The following is a 15,944-nucleotide window of genomic DNA, read 5'->3' on the forward strand; positions in this document are numbered from 1 at the left end:
TCTTGTTGGGATATTTATCATTCCGGTAATTTCCAATAGCGAATCCGTTCCCGTAACCAACCAGAGGTGCGCCAACCCGCGATCGCGGTATTGACCTTTTGTCGCAACTCTTCGTACTGCAAACCCTTGGGCATCACAATGGCCAACGCATCGCCCGAAAGTCGTTCAGGAAGTTGATGATAGCTTGGAAATTCCTGCACCCAGCCTGCTAAAAGACTATTATCCGCCGCAAAAGCATCAACCTGTCCCGTTTCTAGTTTGGTTTGAGCTTCTTGATAGGAAGAAACCCCCACTAAACGAGCCTTGGGTAAAGCCGCTCTTATCACAGCAATAGTACTAGAATGATTCAGCACCGCGATCGCCTTAGTGGTTAAATCGCTTAAATGTTGTATCGTCGGCTGTGACGTGATAATACCGGTTCCATCCAGATAATAGTAAGGACTAAAATCTACTAACCGCGATCGCCCAGGCGTAACTGTCACCTTGGCAATAACCAGATCCAGACGGTCATCTATAATAGCTGGTAGGCGATCTTGATTTTTGAGCGGTTCTAAAACGACAGCCTCTGGACTCCCGAATAACTCCTGAGCTAATTGTCGAGCAATATCAATTTCTAACCCCTGTAACTTTCCCTGGCCATCTTGAAATCCCAGGGGACGACTATCGGCCTTAACTCCAATCAGTAATTTTCCTCGCTGTTGTATGGTTGTCCAATCGGACGCATCGCTAGGGTTAAGGACAAGTAAACTATTTAAGCCAAGAATTGTGATCCCAACGACTCGTTTCAAGACCAAGATAATTCGCCTCATTTTACGCCCCAACAACCTGATTTCTACCCTGCTCTTTGGCTTGAAAAAGAAACTTATCAGCCCGTCGGAAAACATCATTTAAGCTCTCATCTGTTTTCTGATAAGTTGTCACCCCAATACTAATGGAAAGATTAATCATTTGATTATCAATGACCGGACAAAGGGTTGCAATACTCTCTCGTAACTTTTCTGCTAATGTAATCGCATCTGTTAATGTCGTTTCAGGCAAAATCGCTGTGAACTCTTCGCCACCAAAACGTCCCAACTGATCCACCTCTCGCATACTTTGGGTGAGGGTTTTAGCGACTAATTTTAGGCATTGATCGCCACAAAAATGCCCGTAGGTATCATTAACCTTCTTAAAATAATCCAAATCAATCATCATCAACGAAAAACAGTTATGGTAGCGTTTAGCTCGTTGGAATTCCTGCTCTCCAAAGGCAAAAATTGCCCGACGATTAGCGATCTCTGTCAACGGATCGATCACTACTAATTGTTCTAAAGCTTCATAAGCGGCCTTGAGTTCATCCTGGGCCTGTTTCAAGAAAAGATGGGTTTTAACCCTGGCTAAAAGTTCCGGTGAATGGAAGGGTTTAGTTACATAGTCGATCGCCCCCTTTTCAAAGGCTTGAATAACGTGATCTCGCTCACTACTGGCGGTTAAAAAAATCACTGGAATATCCTTTAACCTTGGATCAGCCTTAAGAATCTTACACACTTCTAATCCATTCATCCCTGGCATCATCAGATCCAGTAAAATTAAATCCGGTTTTAGGGTTTTCAATCGATCTAATGCCTGTTGTCCTCCCAAAGCAAAGGTCGTAGAATAGCCGAATTGTTCGAGGATTTCCATCACCAACTGTAAGTTTTTAGTGACATCATCCACGACTAAAATCAAATAGGATTCCGGCTGGAAAGGCTTCATCTGAGTAAAAGGGAGTTTAAGAGGGTGTGACCTTTAGTTGATGAAGGAAAAGAAAAGTGTTAACATGGGATGAAAAGTGACAAAGAGGAAACAATGATGACAGCAAAACTAATTAATGTAGAGGGTTCAAAGATAAAAATAGAACTAACATTAGAACTCAGTCGTTCAATGTTGGATACAGAAATAAATATTCAAAAAGGCTTAAACGAAGTAGGTTGCATCGCCAGCAAAGAAGCCTTGAAATATTTAGATACAGATGGTTCACCCTTAAAAATCGGTGAAGAAATCTGGAAGAGTAAGGGAGAGCAACCGAAAGAATATCAAACACCTTATGGTGAGGTTATAGTGAATCGTCATGTATATCAGCGTTCACCTTTGAGGAAAAACGTATTGCCCCTTAGAAAGAGAAGCAAGGATAATCATAACATCAACGCCATTATTGGCAAAACAGGTATCCTCAAAAATGTCAGGGATGGCAGGCAAAGAGGTGAAAAATGATTTATTAGAAAATCATGGTAGAAAAGTAGCGCTATCCTATATCCAAAGATTGAGTGAAGCAGTAGGAAGTGTGGTACAGGCAAAAGAAGAAGCGTGGAGTTATGCCCCGCCCAAGGAGGATAGCCAAATTGCAACAGTGGGAATAGGATTAGATGGAACCTGTATGCTGATGTGTGAGGATGGCTACCGTGAAGCAATGGTGGGAACCGTTTCCCTATACGATAGTGAAGGCGAACGTCAACCTACAATCTATCTAGGTGCGGCACCAGAGTATGGAAAAAAGAGTTTTCTAGAAAGATTAGAAAGAGAAATTGAGCGAGCGAAAAACCGTTATCCAGAGGCAACATTGGTCGGGATAGCAGACGGGGCAGAATCAAATTGGAAGTTTTTAGAAAAGCAAACGGAAGAACAGATATTAGATTTCTATCATGCCTCTGGTTACTTAGGTGCCTTGGCAGAAGCGTTGCATCCGAATACCGTGTCAAAACAAAAAGAATGGTTGACTGAAAATTGTCGAGAACTCAAGCATGAAAAAGGAAAAGCAGGAGAACTGCTAAATCTGATGAAAGAAGTCAAAGAAGAAAAAAGTCATTCTAAGAATCTTACCGAGAAACTACAAGCGGCGATTACTTATTACGAGAATCATCAGCATCAAATGGATTATGCTGAATACATAGAGAAAAAGTATCCGATTGGTTCAGGTGTTACGGAAGCAGCTTGTAAGACGTTGGTCAAACAACGATTATGTTGTTCAGGGATGCGATGGAAGGAAAAAGGAGCAGGAATTATTTTGAGCCTACGAGCTTTGGTATTGACCAAGGAACGATGGAGTCAATTTTGGGCAAAACTTGATCAATATGGGTTCCCTGTAGAACCCTGATTACAACAGCTTTTATCAACTAAAGGTCGCACCCGTTTAAGATTACAAAACGGTTGGGTACAGAAGTTTATATCACTGGATGTTATTCTAAGCGGCTTAACTGATCTAGCAAAGATTGTCGCACAGAAGGAAACGATTGTACAGTGTCAGGGAGATTATTACCATCAAAATTCTGAATTTGTGTATCTAAGCGATCAATGTAGTCTAGCAAGATTACAGTGGGATATTCTTGACCTAGAGCTTGCAATTGTTGAACAAATTGGCGCAATTCTTTCATAATCATGGTACGACACAGCTTCTCCCATACATCGTTCAGTCTTTTACCAATGTTAAGCTGTCACACATTGAGATTGTATAGTGATTTTTCTGAAAGCTCTGTAAAAAGAGGCTTAAGCCCCTTGCCTGTAGGTATTTTAGATGATTAAAAACTTATCAAGACATAACTTTAAAAATTGCTTTAAGAATCTTGACTTTCTCCCCCCCCCTCATGTTAATTTACTCATAGTGAATGTATCAGGAGTTACGCATTGTCAAAAATGAAATGATGTGCTAGCAATTCGGAGAGGGTTGAGTATAGTTGTCAAGAATGAATTGACGGATAACAGGAATAAACAACTCTCGTGAAAGTTGGTACAGATTGTCAATTAAATCGTGAGTCTTTTGGGTTTGTAAGTGAACAAAAGCTCTGATTGCGCAAAAGAAATGATTACGAATAGCTTGGCTATCCCTAACATAAAAACGCTCAATATTACAAACCTGTTTGATAACTCGATGAAACACCTCAATTTGCCAATGACGGTCATGTAATTGTTTGAATTCACAACGTTTTAGTTGTTTCAATTCCTCTAAATCGGGTAGATAAGTGATATAGTACCGAGCTTCGTTTCTAAAGCTCTGGTGAAATACCTTCACCCACCCAAACTCCTTGAGATAAACGGTTAGACCCGACTCAGGAATTTTCATTTTCTGTACTTGAGTGATTTGTCCTTTCTCCAAAGACACTAAGCGATTGTTGGCTATTCCAAACTGAAAACCCTGTTCCTTGTTTTTTAGGTACTTGAGGTTATCGTTACTTGAATACCAACCATCTCCTGTTACCCAATCTGCCTTAATTCCCCATTTTTCTACCTCTTCTAACATCTCCAAAAAATAATCATTTTTGGTTTTTTCCTCCTTTTTGTCATAAATTCGATAATTTACTGGATAAGATTTTCCCTCCATATCTGTATAGTATAATGTGATGAGATTGATTCCTTTCACTGGTTTTTTGTGTTTTCCAGACCAGAAGTAACCCACCAATTCTGTTTTACTTGGGTCTCGATAAAACTTATCTACAACACTATCGTCCACACTTAATGTGCCACCTTCTAAAATTAGTTCTTTCTTGACCTCCTCAAATAGGTCTTCAGGACTATATTCTTCGCGAAGCAAAAAACGGTTGATGCTGTCATGACTTAGACCTCCCATAATTTCACTGAGACGCAGACAACTAATATATTTGGGTTCCGACAGCAGATATAGCATATACAAATTTTGATCACACCTTGCTGTGGAAGGTTTTGAGTGTTTTCTTGCCATTGGACACCCCGAATAAAATCGTCGCATGGGACTATCCATCATACAATAAAGTTTCTGTCAATGCGTAACTCCTATGTATTTTGAAATCAACTCAACTTTCAAGTTTATGAAAAAGCGATTGTTCGGAACCTACTCTCTGATCGCTCTCTCGATCCCTGCGACACTGTTGACTCTTGCCCCTAATGCTCAAGCGATAGGACGGGTCTTGGGTTCAACTGCCACTACCAATATGGGTACATTTACTAGTGGAAGTCCTCTCTCGAATCTTACTAATCAGAGTGGATTGTCTGCAACCTATACTAGTGGCACAACGGATTTTGATATACCTCGCACGGTGATAATTTGCGTTTTTTAGTTCAGCCCCCCTAGCCCCCCAAGTTTTGGGGGAACCATTCTCTATTTATCGGTTTCAAAGTCCCCCAGCATTGGGGATTCAGGGGGCGAAAATCTCAATCCATGACCGTGCCAAGTATAGCTATGTTAGTAGCACCACTTCTAACTCTATTCAGGGTTCTAGTAATTGGTTATCAGCTTTGAACGTCACGACAGGCTTTGTTACTTTTGATTTAGGAGCATCCTATGACGTGAATGCTCTCGCACTTTGGAAGCTCCAATTTGGTAATGCCAACGCTGTTCGTAACTTTAGTCTCTATGCAGATACGGATGCTAATACTAGCTCTCTAGGGACTTTGTTGGGCAATTTTAGTGCAGTTAACGCAGCGGGTGCTCCTAGTGCGACACAATCCCAAGTATTTGATTTTGCGACTACCAACACCCGATATATTCAAATGAATATTACCTCTAATGCAGGTGGCACACTAGCTGGGATGAGTGAAGTCGCTTTCCGTGAATCTGCCACGCCTGTTCCCTGGGAAACGGATGCACTTCCCGTCATTGGCAGTGTGCTTTTCTTTGCGGGCGGAGTTTGGGCAAAACGTAAATTAGCCAAACCTCTTGACAAAGAATAAATTAATTGATCGCTAAAGGTTAGTATAAAAAAATTAAGGACAAAATCGCGATCGGAGTTGTCCTTTTTTATTGCTTGATCATAAAATCATATTTCATCAGGGTTAATTCCCAGCATTTTCAATCTTTCTGCTAACCGTTCTACTTTTCGTTCAGCTTCTTGTTTAGCGACTCTTTCTTGATTGGCAATTAAACGTTGCTGATTGGCAGCTAACCGTTCTTGATGAGCAATTAAACGTTCTTGATTCGCTATCATTTCTGCATTGATCGCTCTTTCATTAGCTGTCAGATAGCGATCGCCTGAAGCAGGATACCAATAAAGCCATTCCCGATACCAAGCAATATGCTCTCCCTTCTCGTAACCCAAGGCTAACTGGATTTCTGGCAACCAAACGCGGTTATTTTCCATTTCCAGCAGTTCATATTTTCCTGATATGAGCCGATAGACTTCTAACCTTTGTCGCTGCTTAAAACGTCCTCTTCTGCCACTCAGGGGATTGTAAATCGCGTAATAAAGAATACCTAGTTTTTGATAATCTGCTAACTTATCTTCATATTCACTGTTATATTTTTCGGAGACAACTTCTAAGGCTAAAATCGGCATAATATTCTGTTCTTCCCACAAGACATAACTCAATCTTCCCCTTTCGCCCGTATCATGCTTTACCCCAATAGACAAAAAACCATCAGGAACGATCGCCGGTTCTTCGGGGTTGTAATAAATTCCCATATCCACGCCAAAGTACCAATCATCACGATTTGTCCAAAGTTCGGCGAGTAAGCTAAGTAATAGATTGGGAATGTCATTCTGTAGTTGATTATCCACGGGCGTTTCGTCGGAAGAGGGTAGGTCTTCGGCGGTGGGAAGAGTTTGATTTTTGTTATAGATTAGGTTAACCATCGCTCAAGCCAGGTAGGGGAATTGCAATTATTCTAAATCAATTCCATCCCAAAGCTGTGAAATAGGAATTGTATTACCTGTCATTGCCTCCTGCCATCCCTGACGAAAACTAGACTCAGCCGATGGTAATGTCACGCTTTCACGAAACAAACGAACAATCTGCAACAAATTGGGTAAATATTCCTGGGGGGTTTGTTCAATTTCTTGAATGGTTTCCTCCAAAACTGTTTTCTTACGAGTACCATCAGTAACAAAATCTAAGTCGTTCATTGCCAGTTCGTCTTACTTATTAAATTTGAGTGCGATTTACTACTAGAATACAATTCTTATTGACAAGGCGATCGCATTTAAAGCATTAGCCAATTAAAAAGCTCATCAATACTGAACTGATAGAAAAATGGGCACTGGTTCAGCCTAGTTGTTAAATAGCCTGAAAGCCTTGTCCTATAAGGATTTTAGTGATTTAGAGCAAAAATCGTTGTACCCCTTGCTGCGCAAGGGTTTAATGTAATTCCAACAATCAGACTGAACCATTGCCGATTCATTTAATTTTAAGCAATCGATTGATTTATCCCACATTCCGTACATAAAAAAAGAACAAAGAAAATAAAAAAAGTCATTATGACAAAAGATACGCCTTATGTGAGTTGTCCAAAGGGTTGAACAGGAGTCTGCTCAAAGGTGAGAACATTGATGCCAAAAAGCTGGCGCAACAATATACGTAGCGTATGACTTGCCATTTTAGCGGCAACATGGACACAGAGTCCCTCAACTTTCTTTCTGAGCAATCGCTCCAAGTTGCGTCCTGTATTTTGCACCTCATTGAAAACTCCCTCAATCCGTTCTCGAAAATGCTGGAGAAGCCGCTCAAAGACGGGAGGAGTTTGTTGATGTTGATTGACTCTCTTAGCTGTAGAGACTCGATTACCTGTAGTTCTCGATATCTCGGACTGCCAATCAGTACTAATAAATCCCTTGTCCGCCAAGATGTCGCAGCCTTAAATGAACTGCAATACGGATTCTGCTGCTTCCCGTTCGTCACTATGAGCAGGGACGAGAGAATAAACCAAAGGGACACCCTCAAGGCTGCTCACCACGACTAACTTGTAGCCAAAATACTTCATCTGGCGGCTAGCACAATAGCCATAGGTGGCACTGCCTGTAAAATCGCTTTGACCTTTACTTCGCTTGTAACCAACGACGGGCACTGGCTTTGTATCGAGGAGCAGCGTTCGCTCGAAATGGACACCCATCTGCTTAACCCAAGAGCGTCTTAACTCCTCCATCAGTCCTTCTAATCGCCGAGCACGTCGATTGAACTGGCTCTGGTCTAAGAGCTTGGGAAACAGGCTCAAGTAGTTTGCTCGTATAAATCCCAGAAATTGTCGTTCTCCGGGATAGGGGAAGTAATCCATTGCTAACAATAATGTCAACATCTCACTCTCACTGAAACTAGGCTCGGGTCTAGGCAGGATGGGAATAAAGCGATATCCTTGTTCTTGATACCAGTCATCCACAAGGACATAAATGATGGTCAAGAGGGTTGGAGCATCTATCATATTCATGGCAGCAAAAATAAATTCAGAACGATTTTGCGTCGTTTCAGCGATTCACCAAATTGTCAAGAATTGTAAAGTCCTCTTGGTGTAAGGTTTTCAGAGCTATCAAGTTTTGAATTTGGAATTGCTGTATTCATGGGAGACCTCATGCTTTGGAGTATGATTACCTTTATCATGATATCTCCCCTTGATTTTGCAAACCTCTCTATCTCACATCAGCCGTAGGTTATCCTAACTCACATCAGACGTATTATGCTTTCTCGACGTAATTTTCTGACAGGATTGGGAACCACTGCGACCATAACTGCTCTTTCTTCCTGTGCGATTAAGAGCGATCGCAATCCCACTCAATTAACAGAAGCGGCCCTAGCCGTTAACCCCATTGTCGATCCGAAAACCTTAGAAAAACCGAATTTAACCATTGGTTATGTTCCCGTCAATGATTGCGCTCCTTTTGCGGTTGCCTGGGAAAAAGGATTGTTTCGCAAATATGGTTTAAATGTCAAACTGAGTCGAGAATCCAGTTGGGCTAACTCTCGTGATGGCATCATTTTTGGACGTTTAGATGCTTCACCTGTGGTATCAGGAGCCATTACTAATGCTCGCACTGGAGCCGAAGGAGCAAGAAAAGCACCACTTTGCGGAGCCATGACCATTCACCGTCACGGAAATGCCATGACAATGGATAGAGCGATGTGGGATTTTGGCTTACGTCCTTGGCAGGAATATAACGGTGATTTAGAGCATTTTGGCAAGGATTTACGGGCCTATTTTGATAAAATTCCTATCGAAAATCGGGTTTGGGCAGTGGTACTTAGTTCCTCGATTTATGAATATTTTGTCCGCTATTTAACCTCAGCAATGGGACTTAATCCTATCGAAGAATTTCGCTTATTAATTATTCCGCCTCCCCAAATGGTGAATAACATGAGGATTGGTTCAACTCAAGCCTATATGGTCGCTGAACCTTGGAATACGAGGGCAATTACCGGCAATGAGGGCGTGGGTTTTACCTTTGCCCAGGGACGAGAGATTTGGCGGGGTCATCCCGATCGCATTTTAGCGGTGATGGAATCTTTTATTACGGAAAATCCGAAAACCTATCGTTCTTTAGTTAAAGCTATGATTGAAGCTTGTCAATATTGTAGTAAACCGGAAAATCGCCCTGAAGTTGCTAAAATAATTGCTCAACGTTCCTTCACGGGGGTTAAACCTAAGTTAACTAAACCAGGCATTGTTGGTAATTATAATTATGGTGGCTTTGATGGTCAAAAACGCTTAGTAAATAGTATTGAAACAACGCTATTTTTTGATATGCCCGATGATATCGCCAAAGCGCCCGATGATCATTCGACCTTTCTTTGGCAATCAGAAAGTTTATGGTTAATGACTCAGGCCGCTCGCTGGCACCAAATTCCTGAGATTCCTAAAAATGCAGAGGCGATCGCCCAAAAAGCTTGGAGGACAGATTTATACCGAGAAATTGCCACAGAAATGGGAATTGCTTGCCCTAGCGAGGATCACTATATTGCCTCTGGGTCGTCATTTATTGATAACAAAACTTTTGACCCTAGTGATTTAGTCGGTTATCTTAATAGTTTTGAAATTCGCGCCAATGCTCCCAAATCCTTTTATTTGTCTTGATTTTCTCCAAACAAAAGTCTCTATTAAAAGGGAGATTTAGAAAAATAAAACGACAGATTAAAATTAAAATAGATTTTCATTCCTAAACAACTATGACTCAACCTCAAACTTTACCTAACCCCAATCAAACAAATATTGCTAACGAATTTCTCGTCGTTGAAAACCTTGTTAAATCCTATCCCAAATCCGATGGCACTGATTTTACCGTTCTTCAAGATGTTAATCTAACCATCGGCCCCCAGGAATATATTGCAGTTATTGGCCACTCTGGCTGTGGGAAATCGACTCTTTTAAAAATGATTGCTGGCTTAGAAAAACCAACCACAGGTTCTGTCTGTTTAGAAGGAAAATTAATTCGTAAACCAGGCTCGGAAAGAATGATGGTTTTCCAGCACTATTCTCTATTACCCTGGCTAACGGTACGGGAAAATATTCGCTTGGCTGTTGATGAAGTGCTCAGAAAGGCTAGTCGTAGCGAAAAAATTAGCATTGTTAATGAACATATTGCTATGGTTAATTTAACGGCTGCTGCTGATAAATATCCTGATGAAATTTCAGGTGGCATGAAACAACGGGTTGGCATTGCGAGAGCCTTAGCAACTCGTCCTAAAATGTTATTGATGGATGAACCTTTTGGAGCGTTAGATGCCCTCACGAAACGCAAACTACAACAGGAAGTCTTGAAGATTTGGGAAGAACATCGTCAAGCAGTGATGATGATTACCCATGATGTAGATGAGGCCATTTATATGGCTGATCGCATTGTTTTAATGACCAATGGCCCCAATGCCACCATCGGTGAAATTTTAACCGTTCCCTTTGCCCATCCCCGCGATCGCCATGCCATGCGCGAAACAACGGAATATTATGATTTAAGGAATCATGCTCTAGATTTTCTAGAACGGTATTTTACCCATCATTAAAAGGATAAAATTGGGTAAATTCTTCTAGATTATGACTGTTGGGCAAGCCGATCTAAAATAGTATTCATGACATCATTAATGGTCATAAAATACTGATCAGATGCTAATAAATCGGCTGATGTTTGAATATATTTACCTTCGACTAATTCGTCCGAGCAATGTTTGAGCATCTGGGTCACACTGGCTGGCGTAGATTCGAGATGAAACTGTAAACCCAGAACTTTATTGCCATAGAGAAAGGCTTGATTTTGACAGGCTTCACTATAGGCTAATCGGGTTGCTCCTGGCGGTAAATCGAAAGTATCCCCATGCCAATGGAAAACAGTCAATTGCGGGGAGAATGCCTTAAAAAGCTCACTATTGATGGCCTCAGGGGTTAACTCAATGGGAAACCAACCAATCTCTTTGTCTTGTCCTGAATAGACTGGCGATCCCAAAATATCGGCAATTAGCTGTGAGCCGAGACAAATACCAATCACCGTCTTGTCCTGGGCGATCGCCTGTTTAATAAACTGCTTTTCTTCAATCAACCAAGGATATTGGGATTCTTCGTAAATATTCATCGGGCCACCCATCACAATCAGCCAATCGAAATCTTCCAGAAGAGGCCAGGGATCATTCTGGTAAAGTCTCGTGACTGACAAAGTGTGTTGGTGTTGTCTCGCCCAGGCTTCAATGCTGCCCAGTCCTTCAAAGGGAACGTGCTGTAGATAATGAATTTTCATGACTCTCTTCTCCTAACGATCGCGTCCTATTCTAATCCAGAAACCCTTAAGATAATTGAAGGATATCATCTTACTCTGTCAAGCTTTTAAAAGCTGAACCCCTATGTTTAATTGGTTTCGCCGTCAGATGGGGAATGTAGCCCCTGAAGTTCCCACACCAGTCGTCACCCCTGAAACGGCTCCTGAACAAGAATCAGAGTCTCCCCCAGAGGCAACAACGGCGACAACGGAGACTTCAGAACAGGAAGCCTATTTAACCTGGGCCAAGGAAGCTTATAAAAATATTCAACAGCGTAAAGCTGAAACCCTGGAAACCTCAGAAAACCAAGAGGTGATCGCCGCCGCCAGTCCAGAATCAGAAGTGGCTCCGGTCGAGGAAAGTGTTAGTGCTGAAATCGAAGTAGTGCCAGTGGTTGAAACCTCTGCGCCCCTGGAGGTTGCCCCATCAGAAGCAGGGCCAGCTTGGCTAAAAAAATCTGATCGCTTAGAAGTTCTCAAAGAAACGGCGATCGAAACCCCGATCATTGATGCACCACTTCCCCAAGAGACAGGCGCAATTGATCTCGATGAAGATTTTCTCTGGTCAGCTAAGGTTTTAGCAGCTCAGGGACGATCGGCACAGGATGTTTCTGAAGCGGAAATCAACTGGCTCGGTCGTTTACGGCAAGGTCTAACGAAAACTCGGCGCAATCTGGTTAATCAACTCAAAGCCATTGTCGGTCAAGGGCCTCTCAATCAAGAGGCGGTACTGGAAATTGAGGCGTTACTCCTTCAGGCCGATGTGGGGGTAGAAGCGACCGATCACATTATCGAAACGCTGCAAAATAAACTGAAAGAAGAAGCCTTACCACCAGAACAGGCCATCGATTATCTCAAGCAAATTCTACGGGAGATTCTAGATCGACCCCTTCAAGATTGCGAAGAAACGGCTTTTGTTCCTGAAAAAGATATTCTCAATATTTGGCTATTAACAGGGGTCAACGGGGCCGGAAAAACGACCACCATTGGCAAATTAGCTCACATGGCTCAACAATCCGGTTATCGTTGCGTGATTGCCGCCGCCGATACTTTTCGGGCCGCCGCAGTAGAGCAGGTCAAGGTTTGGGGCGATCGCAGTGGCACGCTGGTCATTGCTAATCCGGGCCAAAATACCGATCCCGCCGCAGTGGTTTTTGATGGCATTAGCGCGGCCCAATCTAAAAATATGGATTTATTACTGGTAGATACGGCGGGACGGTTACAGAATAAGAAAAATTTAATGGATGAATTAGCGAAAATTCGTCGCATTATTGATAAAAAAGCCCCTAATGCGAAAGTCGAATCCTTGCTAGTTTTGGATGCAACTCTTGGACAAAATGGGCTACGTCAGGCGGAGGTTTTTTCAGAAGCCGCTAAACTCAGTGGTGTTGTTTTAACGAAATTAGATGGCACAGCGAAAGGGGGAGTGGCCCTAGCAGTAACAAAACAGTTAAATTTACCAATTCGGTTCATTGGTGCAGGGGAAGGAATTGAAGATTTGCGACCTTTTTCCAGTTATGAATTTGTGGAAGCATTATTAAATGGTTAGATAAATTTTCATGGGCAAGGCTCTTAAAAGGGCAAATCATCTTCATTCTCGTTTTCCTCAATGGGGGGACGACCTTGAATCAATGGTTTGGGAGAAATGCCTCCTGAATGGGTGGGTGAGAGAGTCGAGGGGGAAGGATTGGCATCAGTCTGTTTAGGCGGTATCGTTTTTTCTTCGTCCGGCGAGGAAAGGGTCACAATTTCTCCCTTAAAAACTTTGGCGAGGTCAGCCGCCGCTTTAGCAACATCTCCCTCAGAATTCTGGCTCGGTACTGAAATTGGCAGTTCCTTGGCGATCGCTGCATTGTTATTTTCGTTGGTAACGGGAGGGGACGGGGAGATGGGGGGACGGGGAGATGGGGAGATGGGGGGAGATGGGGGGATGGGAGGACGGGGAGACGGGGGGGGAGATGGGGCGATCGGGGGCGGGGAGGAAATGGAGGAGACGGGGGTAGAGTTTCCCGAAATGGAAAATTTGACGCGAATCCGACGGCCACAGATTTTTTCAAAAGCGGCTTCTAGCTCAGTTACCTTGCCCTGGGCTAATTTAAGCAGTGGTTCGGTTTTTATGCCGATATGGGCGACATTGCCTTCCAGTGATAAAAGTGCGGCGTGGGAGCGGATAAGAGCTTGGGTAAGATTGGTTAATTCCTGAAGAACCCCTTCCCAAATTTCAGGAAGATTAACCACAATTTCTGTTTCCTGGCTCGGTGTTTCATCATTATTTTTGCCTAGCCCTAGAGCCGTTAACTCCTGAAGAGATTTTTGCCAAGGTTCAGGCGGAGATAATGGTGTCGAACTAACTGTCGGAGTTGAAGCGGTTGAAGGCGTTGGCAGAATTGGAGGGGTTGAAGGCGTTGAAGAAATGGGACTAAGCTCTTGTGCTTTTGCTTGAGAGTTGGCAGCAGTGGAGGCTTGAAATTTGTTTAGGGTCGGAAGGGAGGCGGTGAGAGTTGGGGCGATCGCGGAATGGAGGAGTCCAAGGAAAGTAACTTCTAACCATAAACGGGGTTGGGTACTGTTGCGAATTTGAACTTCACTGTCTTTAAGGCGTTGTTGACCCGCCAAGATGGTGGCTGTATCCCAGGTGGGAGCCAGATGACAGAGTTGTTCCCAGGTGGCGGTGGTGACGCTAATTAAATCAGGGCGATGGGGAGCGGTTTTAGCAATTAATAAATTGAGATAAAAGGCCGCTAAATTTTGCAGGACGACCAATGGTTCTCGCCCTCGGTTCATTAAATGACGACAGCAATCAATTACCGTTTCGGCATTATTAGAGGCGATCGCCGTTAGAAGAGCTAATAAATCCTGTTCAGGAACGGCTCCCACTAAATCCCACACTTTTTCTGTGGTGACAGTTCCCGACAACAAACTTAATTGATCTAATAAACTTTCTGCATCTCGCAGTCCTCCATTGGCAATCTGAGCAACTAAGGTAATGGCTTCATCATTAATTTGAATATTTTCTTGATCCGCAATTTTCCGTAAATGGGAAACCATTGATCCGAGGGGAATACGGCGATAATCAAAACGTTGACAACGGGAAATAATGGTCGGTAAAACTCGTTGGGGATCGGTTGTTGCTAAAACAAAAATAACTCTTTCTGGTGGTTCTTCTAGGGTTTTAAGTAGGGCATTAAATGCGGCCGTACTAAGCATGTGACACTCGTCGATCACATAGACTTTAAAACGACATTGAACGGGAGAAAATTGCGATCGCTCAATAATTTCTCGAATATTATCAACTCCTGTATTACTGGCTGCATCGATTTCAATGACATCTAGGGCCGAACCCCGTAGAATCGCCCGACAAATTTCACAGGTTCCGCAGGGAGTCGGTGTTGGCTTATCGCCAGCAATACAATTTAAGGATTTGGCTAGAATGCGAGCAGACGACGTTTTTCCCGTTCCCCTTGGCCCGGTAAACAGATAGGCCGGTGCAATTCTTTCCCTGAGTAGCGCGTTGGTTAAGGTGGTAGCGATCGCCTCCTGTCCGACCAAATCTGCAAAGGTCTGGGGCCGATATTTATGATGGAGAGGTTCGTAAGCCATAGCCCTGTGACCGTAAAGGTCATAAAAATAGAGATTATTGTTAAAATTAGGTAATGTTAGATTAATTAACGCTTAAAAAGGTCTTTTAAAAACCAGAACCACTTTTCCTCTATTGTAATTTGTTTTTCCATCTCAACCTGATGACTACCGTAACAAAAGCTATAACTAAAAATCTCCCCACCGCCGGCGATCGGGAGACGTGATCCTGTTCAGATTGTTGTTAAGCCAATTTAGAAGTAAATTGTACCACCCCAACGGGCATCTAGTTTGGGGGCAACGAGGGTATAACCTGCCACATCATAGACATCATCCTCAGTCAGATTTCTCAGTTCGGGATAGATATCAGGACGGCTCACATTGGGATGTAATTCTGAATAATCGTCTTCGCCGTCGTAACTGGTCGGATTTTTCAGATAATCCACGATCGCCGCGAGGTTATTGCGAGGAGGTTCCGCCTTACCGAGGTCTTCCAATCCTAAACTGACATTGTTATTGGTTTTGGTTTTTCCTTGCAAATGGCATTTTGTACAATTACTGACAAAAAGTTTTTGACCATTGGCAAATTCCTGGGGGGTGAGGGTAGCGGTTTTGCCAGCCCCATCAAAGGGAACTGTTAGGGTAGATTCAGTTAATTCCACCGCATTGACACTGCCAACTGACAGATGAAATAGAAAAAAGACAGCAGCGATCGCTACCCAAAAAAATCGTTTCACCATTGTTCTCCTCAAATAGTTTGATTGATTTGGTACAGAGTTAATAAACAAATTCCCAATTCCTTTCGCTTTACCTAACGCTCATTAAAAAGCTAAAGGCGATTGAGTGGTATAACTATCATGCCATTCAAAGTCCCCCTTTCTGCATTGACCCCCTATCATTTAGTCCTCGCTCTTGACTCCTCTACTTACTTGCCGACCGTGA

Annotated in this window: 15 protein-coding genes and 1 pseudogene; 5 read left to right on the forward strand and 11 right to left on the reverse strand. The window is 42.9% G+C overall.

What is annotated here, in order from left to right:
• Positions 1-17: 17 nt before the first annotated feature.
• A complete protein-coding gene (locus KA717_08280; GenBank protein ID UXE62712.1) occupies positions 18-788 on the reverse strand; it encodes a transporter substrate-binding domain-containing protein in 771 nt (256 codons plus the stop codon).
• A 22-nt stretch (positions 789-810) separates the two neighbouring features.
• Positions 811-1,734 (reverse strand): diguanylate cyclase, encoded by a 924-nt coding sequence (locus KA717_08285; protein UXE62713.1) that lies wholly within the window; start codon positions 1,732-1,734, stop codon positions 811-813.
• Between the two features lie 96 nt (positions 1,735-1,830).
• Between KA717_08285 and KA717_08290 the strand changes: the two are divergent.
• Positions 1,831-3,112: pseudogene (locus tag KA717_08290) on the forward strand (ISKra4 family transposase).
• A gap of 82 nt (positions 3,113-3,194) precedes the next feature.
• Here the strand turns inward: KA717_08290 and KA717_08295 are convergent.
• Together KA717_08295 and KA717_08300 are read right to left on the reverse strand one after the other, a co-directional pair.
• A complete protein-coding gene (locus KA717_08295; protein ID UXE62714.1) occupies positions 3,195-3,395 on the reverse strand; it encodes a hypothetical protein in 201 nt (66 codons plus the stop codon).
• A 266-nt stretch (positions 3,396-3,661) separates the two neighbouring features.
• Positions 3,662-4,636, reverse strand: coding sequence for a transposase (locus KA717_08300; GenBank protein ID UXE64595.1), 975 nt, complete (start codon positions 4,634-4,636; stop codon positions 3,662-3,664).
• 434 nt (positions 4,637-5,070) lie between these two features.
• Here KA717_08300 and KA717_08305 point away from each other — a divergent pair, with 434 nt between their 5' ends.
• Positions 5,071-5,658 carry a discoidin domain-containing protein gene (locus KA717_08305; protein UXE62715.1) on the forward strand — a complete coding sequence of 196 codons (588 nt, stop codon included), beginning with the start codon at positions 5,071-5,073 and terminating at the stop codon, positions 5,656-5,658.
• Positions 5,659-5,744: 86 nt separating this feature from the next.
• Here the strand turns inward: KA717_08305 and KA717_08310 are convergent, their stop codons facing one another.
• From KA717_08310 to KA717_08325, 4 genes are all read right to left on the reverse strand, one after another.
• Positions 5,745-6,557 carry a Uma2 family endonuclease gene (locus tag KA717_08310; GenBank protein ID UXE62716.1) on the reverse strand — a complete coding sequence of 271 codons (813 nt, stop codon included), beginning with the start codon at positions 6,555-6,557 and terminating at the stop codon, positions 5,745-5,747.
• 27 nt (positions 6,558-6,584) lie between these two features.
• Complete coding sequence (locus KA717_08315) at positions 6,585-6,827, reverse strand: hypothetical protein (GenBank protein ID UXE62717.1); 243 nt, start codon at positions 6,825-6,827, stop codon at positions 6,585-6,587.
• 368 nt (positions 6,828-7,195) lie between these two features.
• On the reverse strand, positions 7,196-7,543 hold the full coding sequence (locus KA717_08320) for a hypothetical protein (protein ID UXE62718.1): 348 nt from the start codon (positions 7,541-7,543) through the stop codon (positions 7,196-7,198).
• A gap of 12 nt (positions 7,544-7,555) precedes the next feature.
• The gene (locus KA717_08325; GenBank protein UXE62719.1) at positions 7,556-8,122 is read right to left on the reverse strand and encodes a hypothetical protein; all 567 of its coding nucleotides are present in this window, start codon (positions 8,120-8,122) and stop codon (positions 7,556-7,558) included.
• Between the two features lie 246 nt (positions 8,123-8,368).
• Between KA717_08325 and KA717_08330 the strand changes: the two genes are divergently transcribed.
• Positions 8,369-9,760, forward strand: a complete 1,392-nt coding sequence (locus tag KA717_08330) for an ABC transporter substrate-binding protein (protein UXE62720.1) — start codon at positions 8,369-8,371, stop codon at positions 9,758-9,760.
• Positions 9,761-9,852: 92 nt separating this feature from the next.
• Positions 9,853-10,683 (forward strand): nitrate ABC transporter ATP-binding protein, encoded by an 831-nt coding sequence (locus tag KA717_08335; GenBank protein UXE62721.1) that lies wholly within the window; start codon positions 9,853-9,855, stop codon positions 10,681-10,683.
• A 29-nt stretch (positions 10,684-10,712) separates the two neighbouring features.
• On the opposite strand, the gene KA717_08340 is transcribed toward KA717_08335, so the two are convergent.
• Positions 10,713-11,408: a type 1 glutamine amidotransferase gene (locus KA717_08340; GenBank protein UXE62722.1), complete on the reverse strand. Its 696-nt coding sequence runs from the start codon at positions 11,406-11,408 to the stop codon at positions 10,713-10,715.
• 103 nt (positions 11,409-11,511) lie between these two features.
• Here KA717_08340 and ftsY point away from each other — a divergent pair, with 103 nt between their 5' ends.
• On the forward strand, positions 11,512-12,975 hold the full coding sequence (ftsY, locus tag KA717_08345) for a signal recognition particle-docking protein FtsY (GenBank protein ID UXE62723.1): 1,464 nt from the start codon (positions 11,512-11,514) through the stop codon (positions 12,973-12,975).
• Positions 12,976-12,998: 23 nt separating this feature from the next.
• Here the strand turns inward: ftsY and KA717_08350 are convergent, their stop codons facing one another.
• On the reverse strand, positions 12,999-15,026 hold the full coding sequence (locus KA717_08350) for a DNA polymerase III subunit gamma/tau (GenBank protein UXE62724.1): 2,028 nt from the start codon (positions 15,024-15,026) through the stop codon (positions 12,999-13,001).
• Between the two features lie 230 nt (positions 15,027-15,256).
• Positions 15,257-15,739 (reverse strand): photosystem II cytochrome c-550, encoded by a 483-nt coding sequence (gene psbV / locus KA717_08355; protein ID UXE64596.1) that lies wholly within the window; start codon positions 15,737-15,739, stop codon positions 15,257-15,259.
• Between the last annotated feature and the right edge of the window lie 205 nt (positions 15,740-15,944).

This window comes from Woronichinia naegeliana WA131 (genome assembly GCA_025370055.1).
Lineage (GTDB): Bacteria > Cyanobacteriota > Cyanobacteriia > Cyanobacteriales > Microcystaceae > Woronichinia > Woronichinia naegeliana.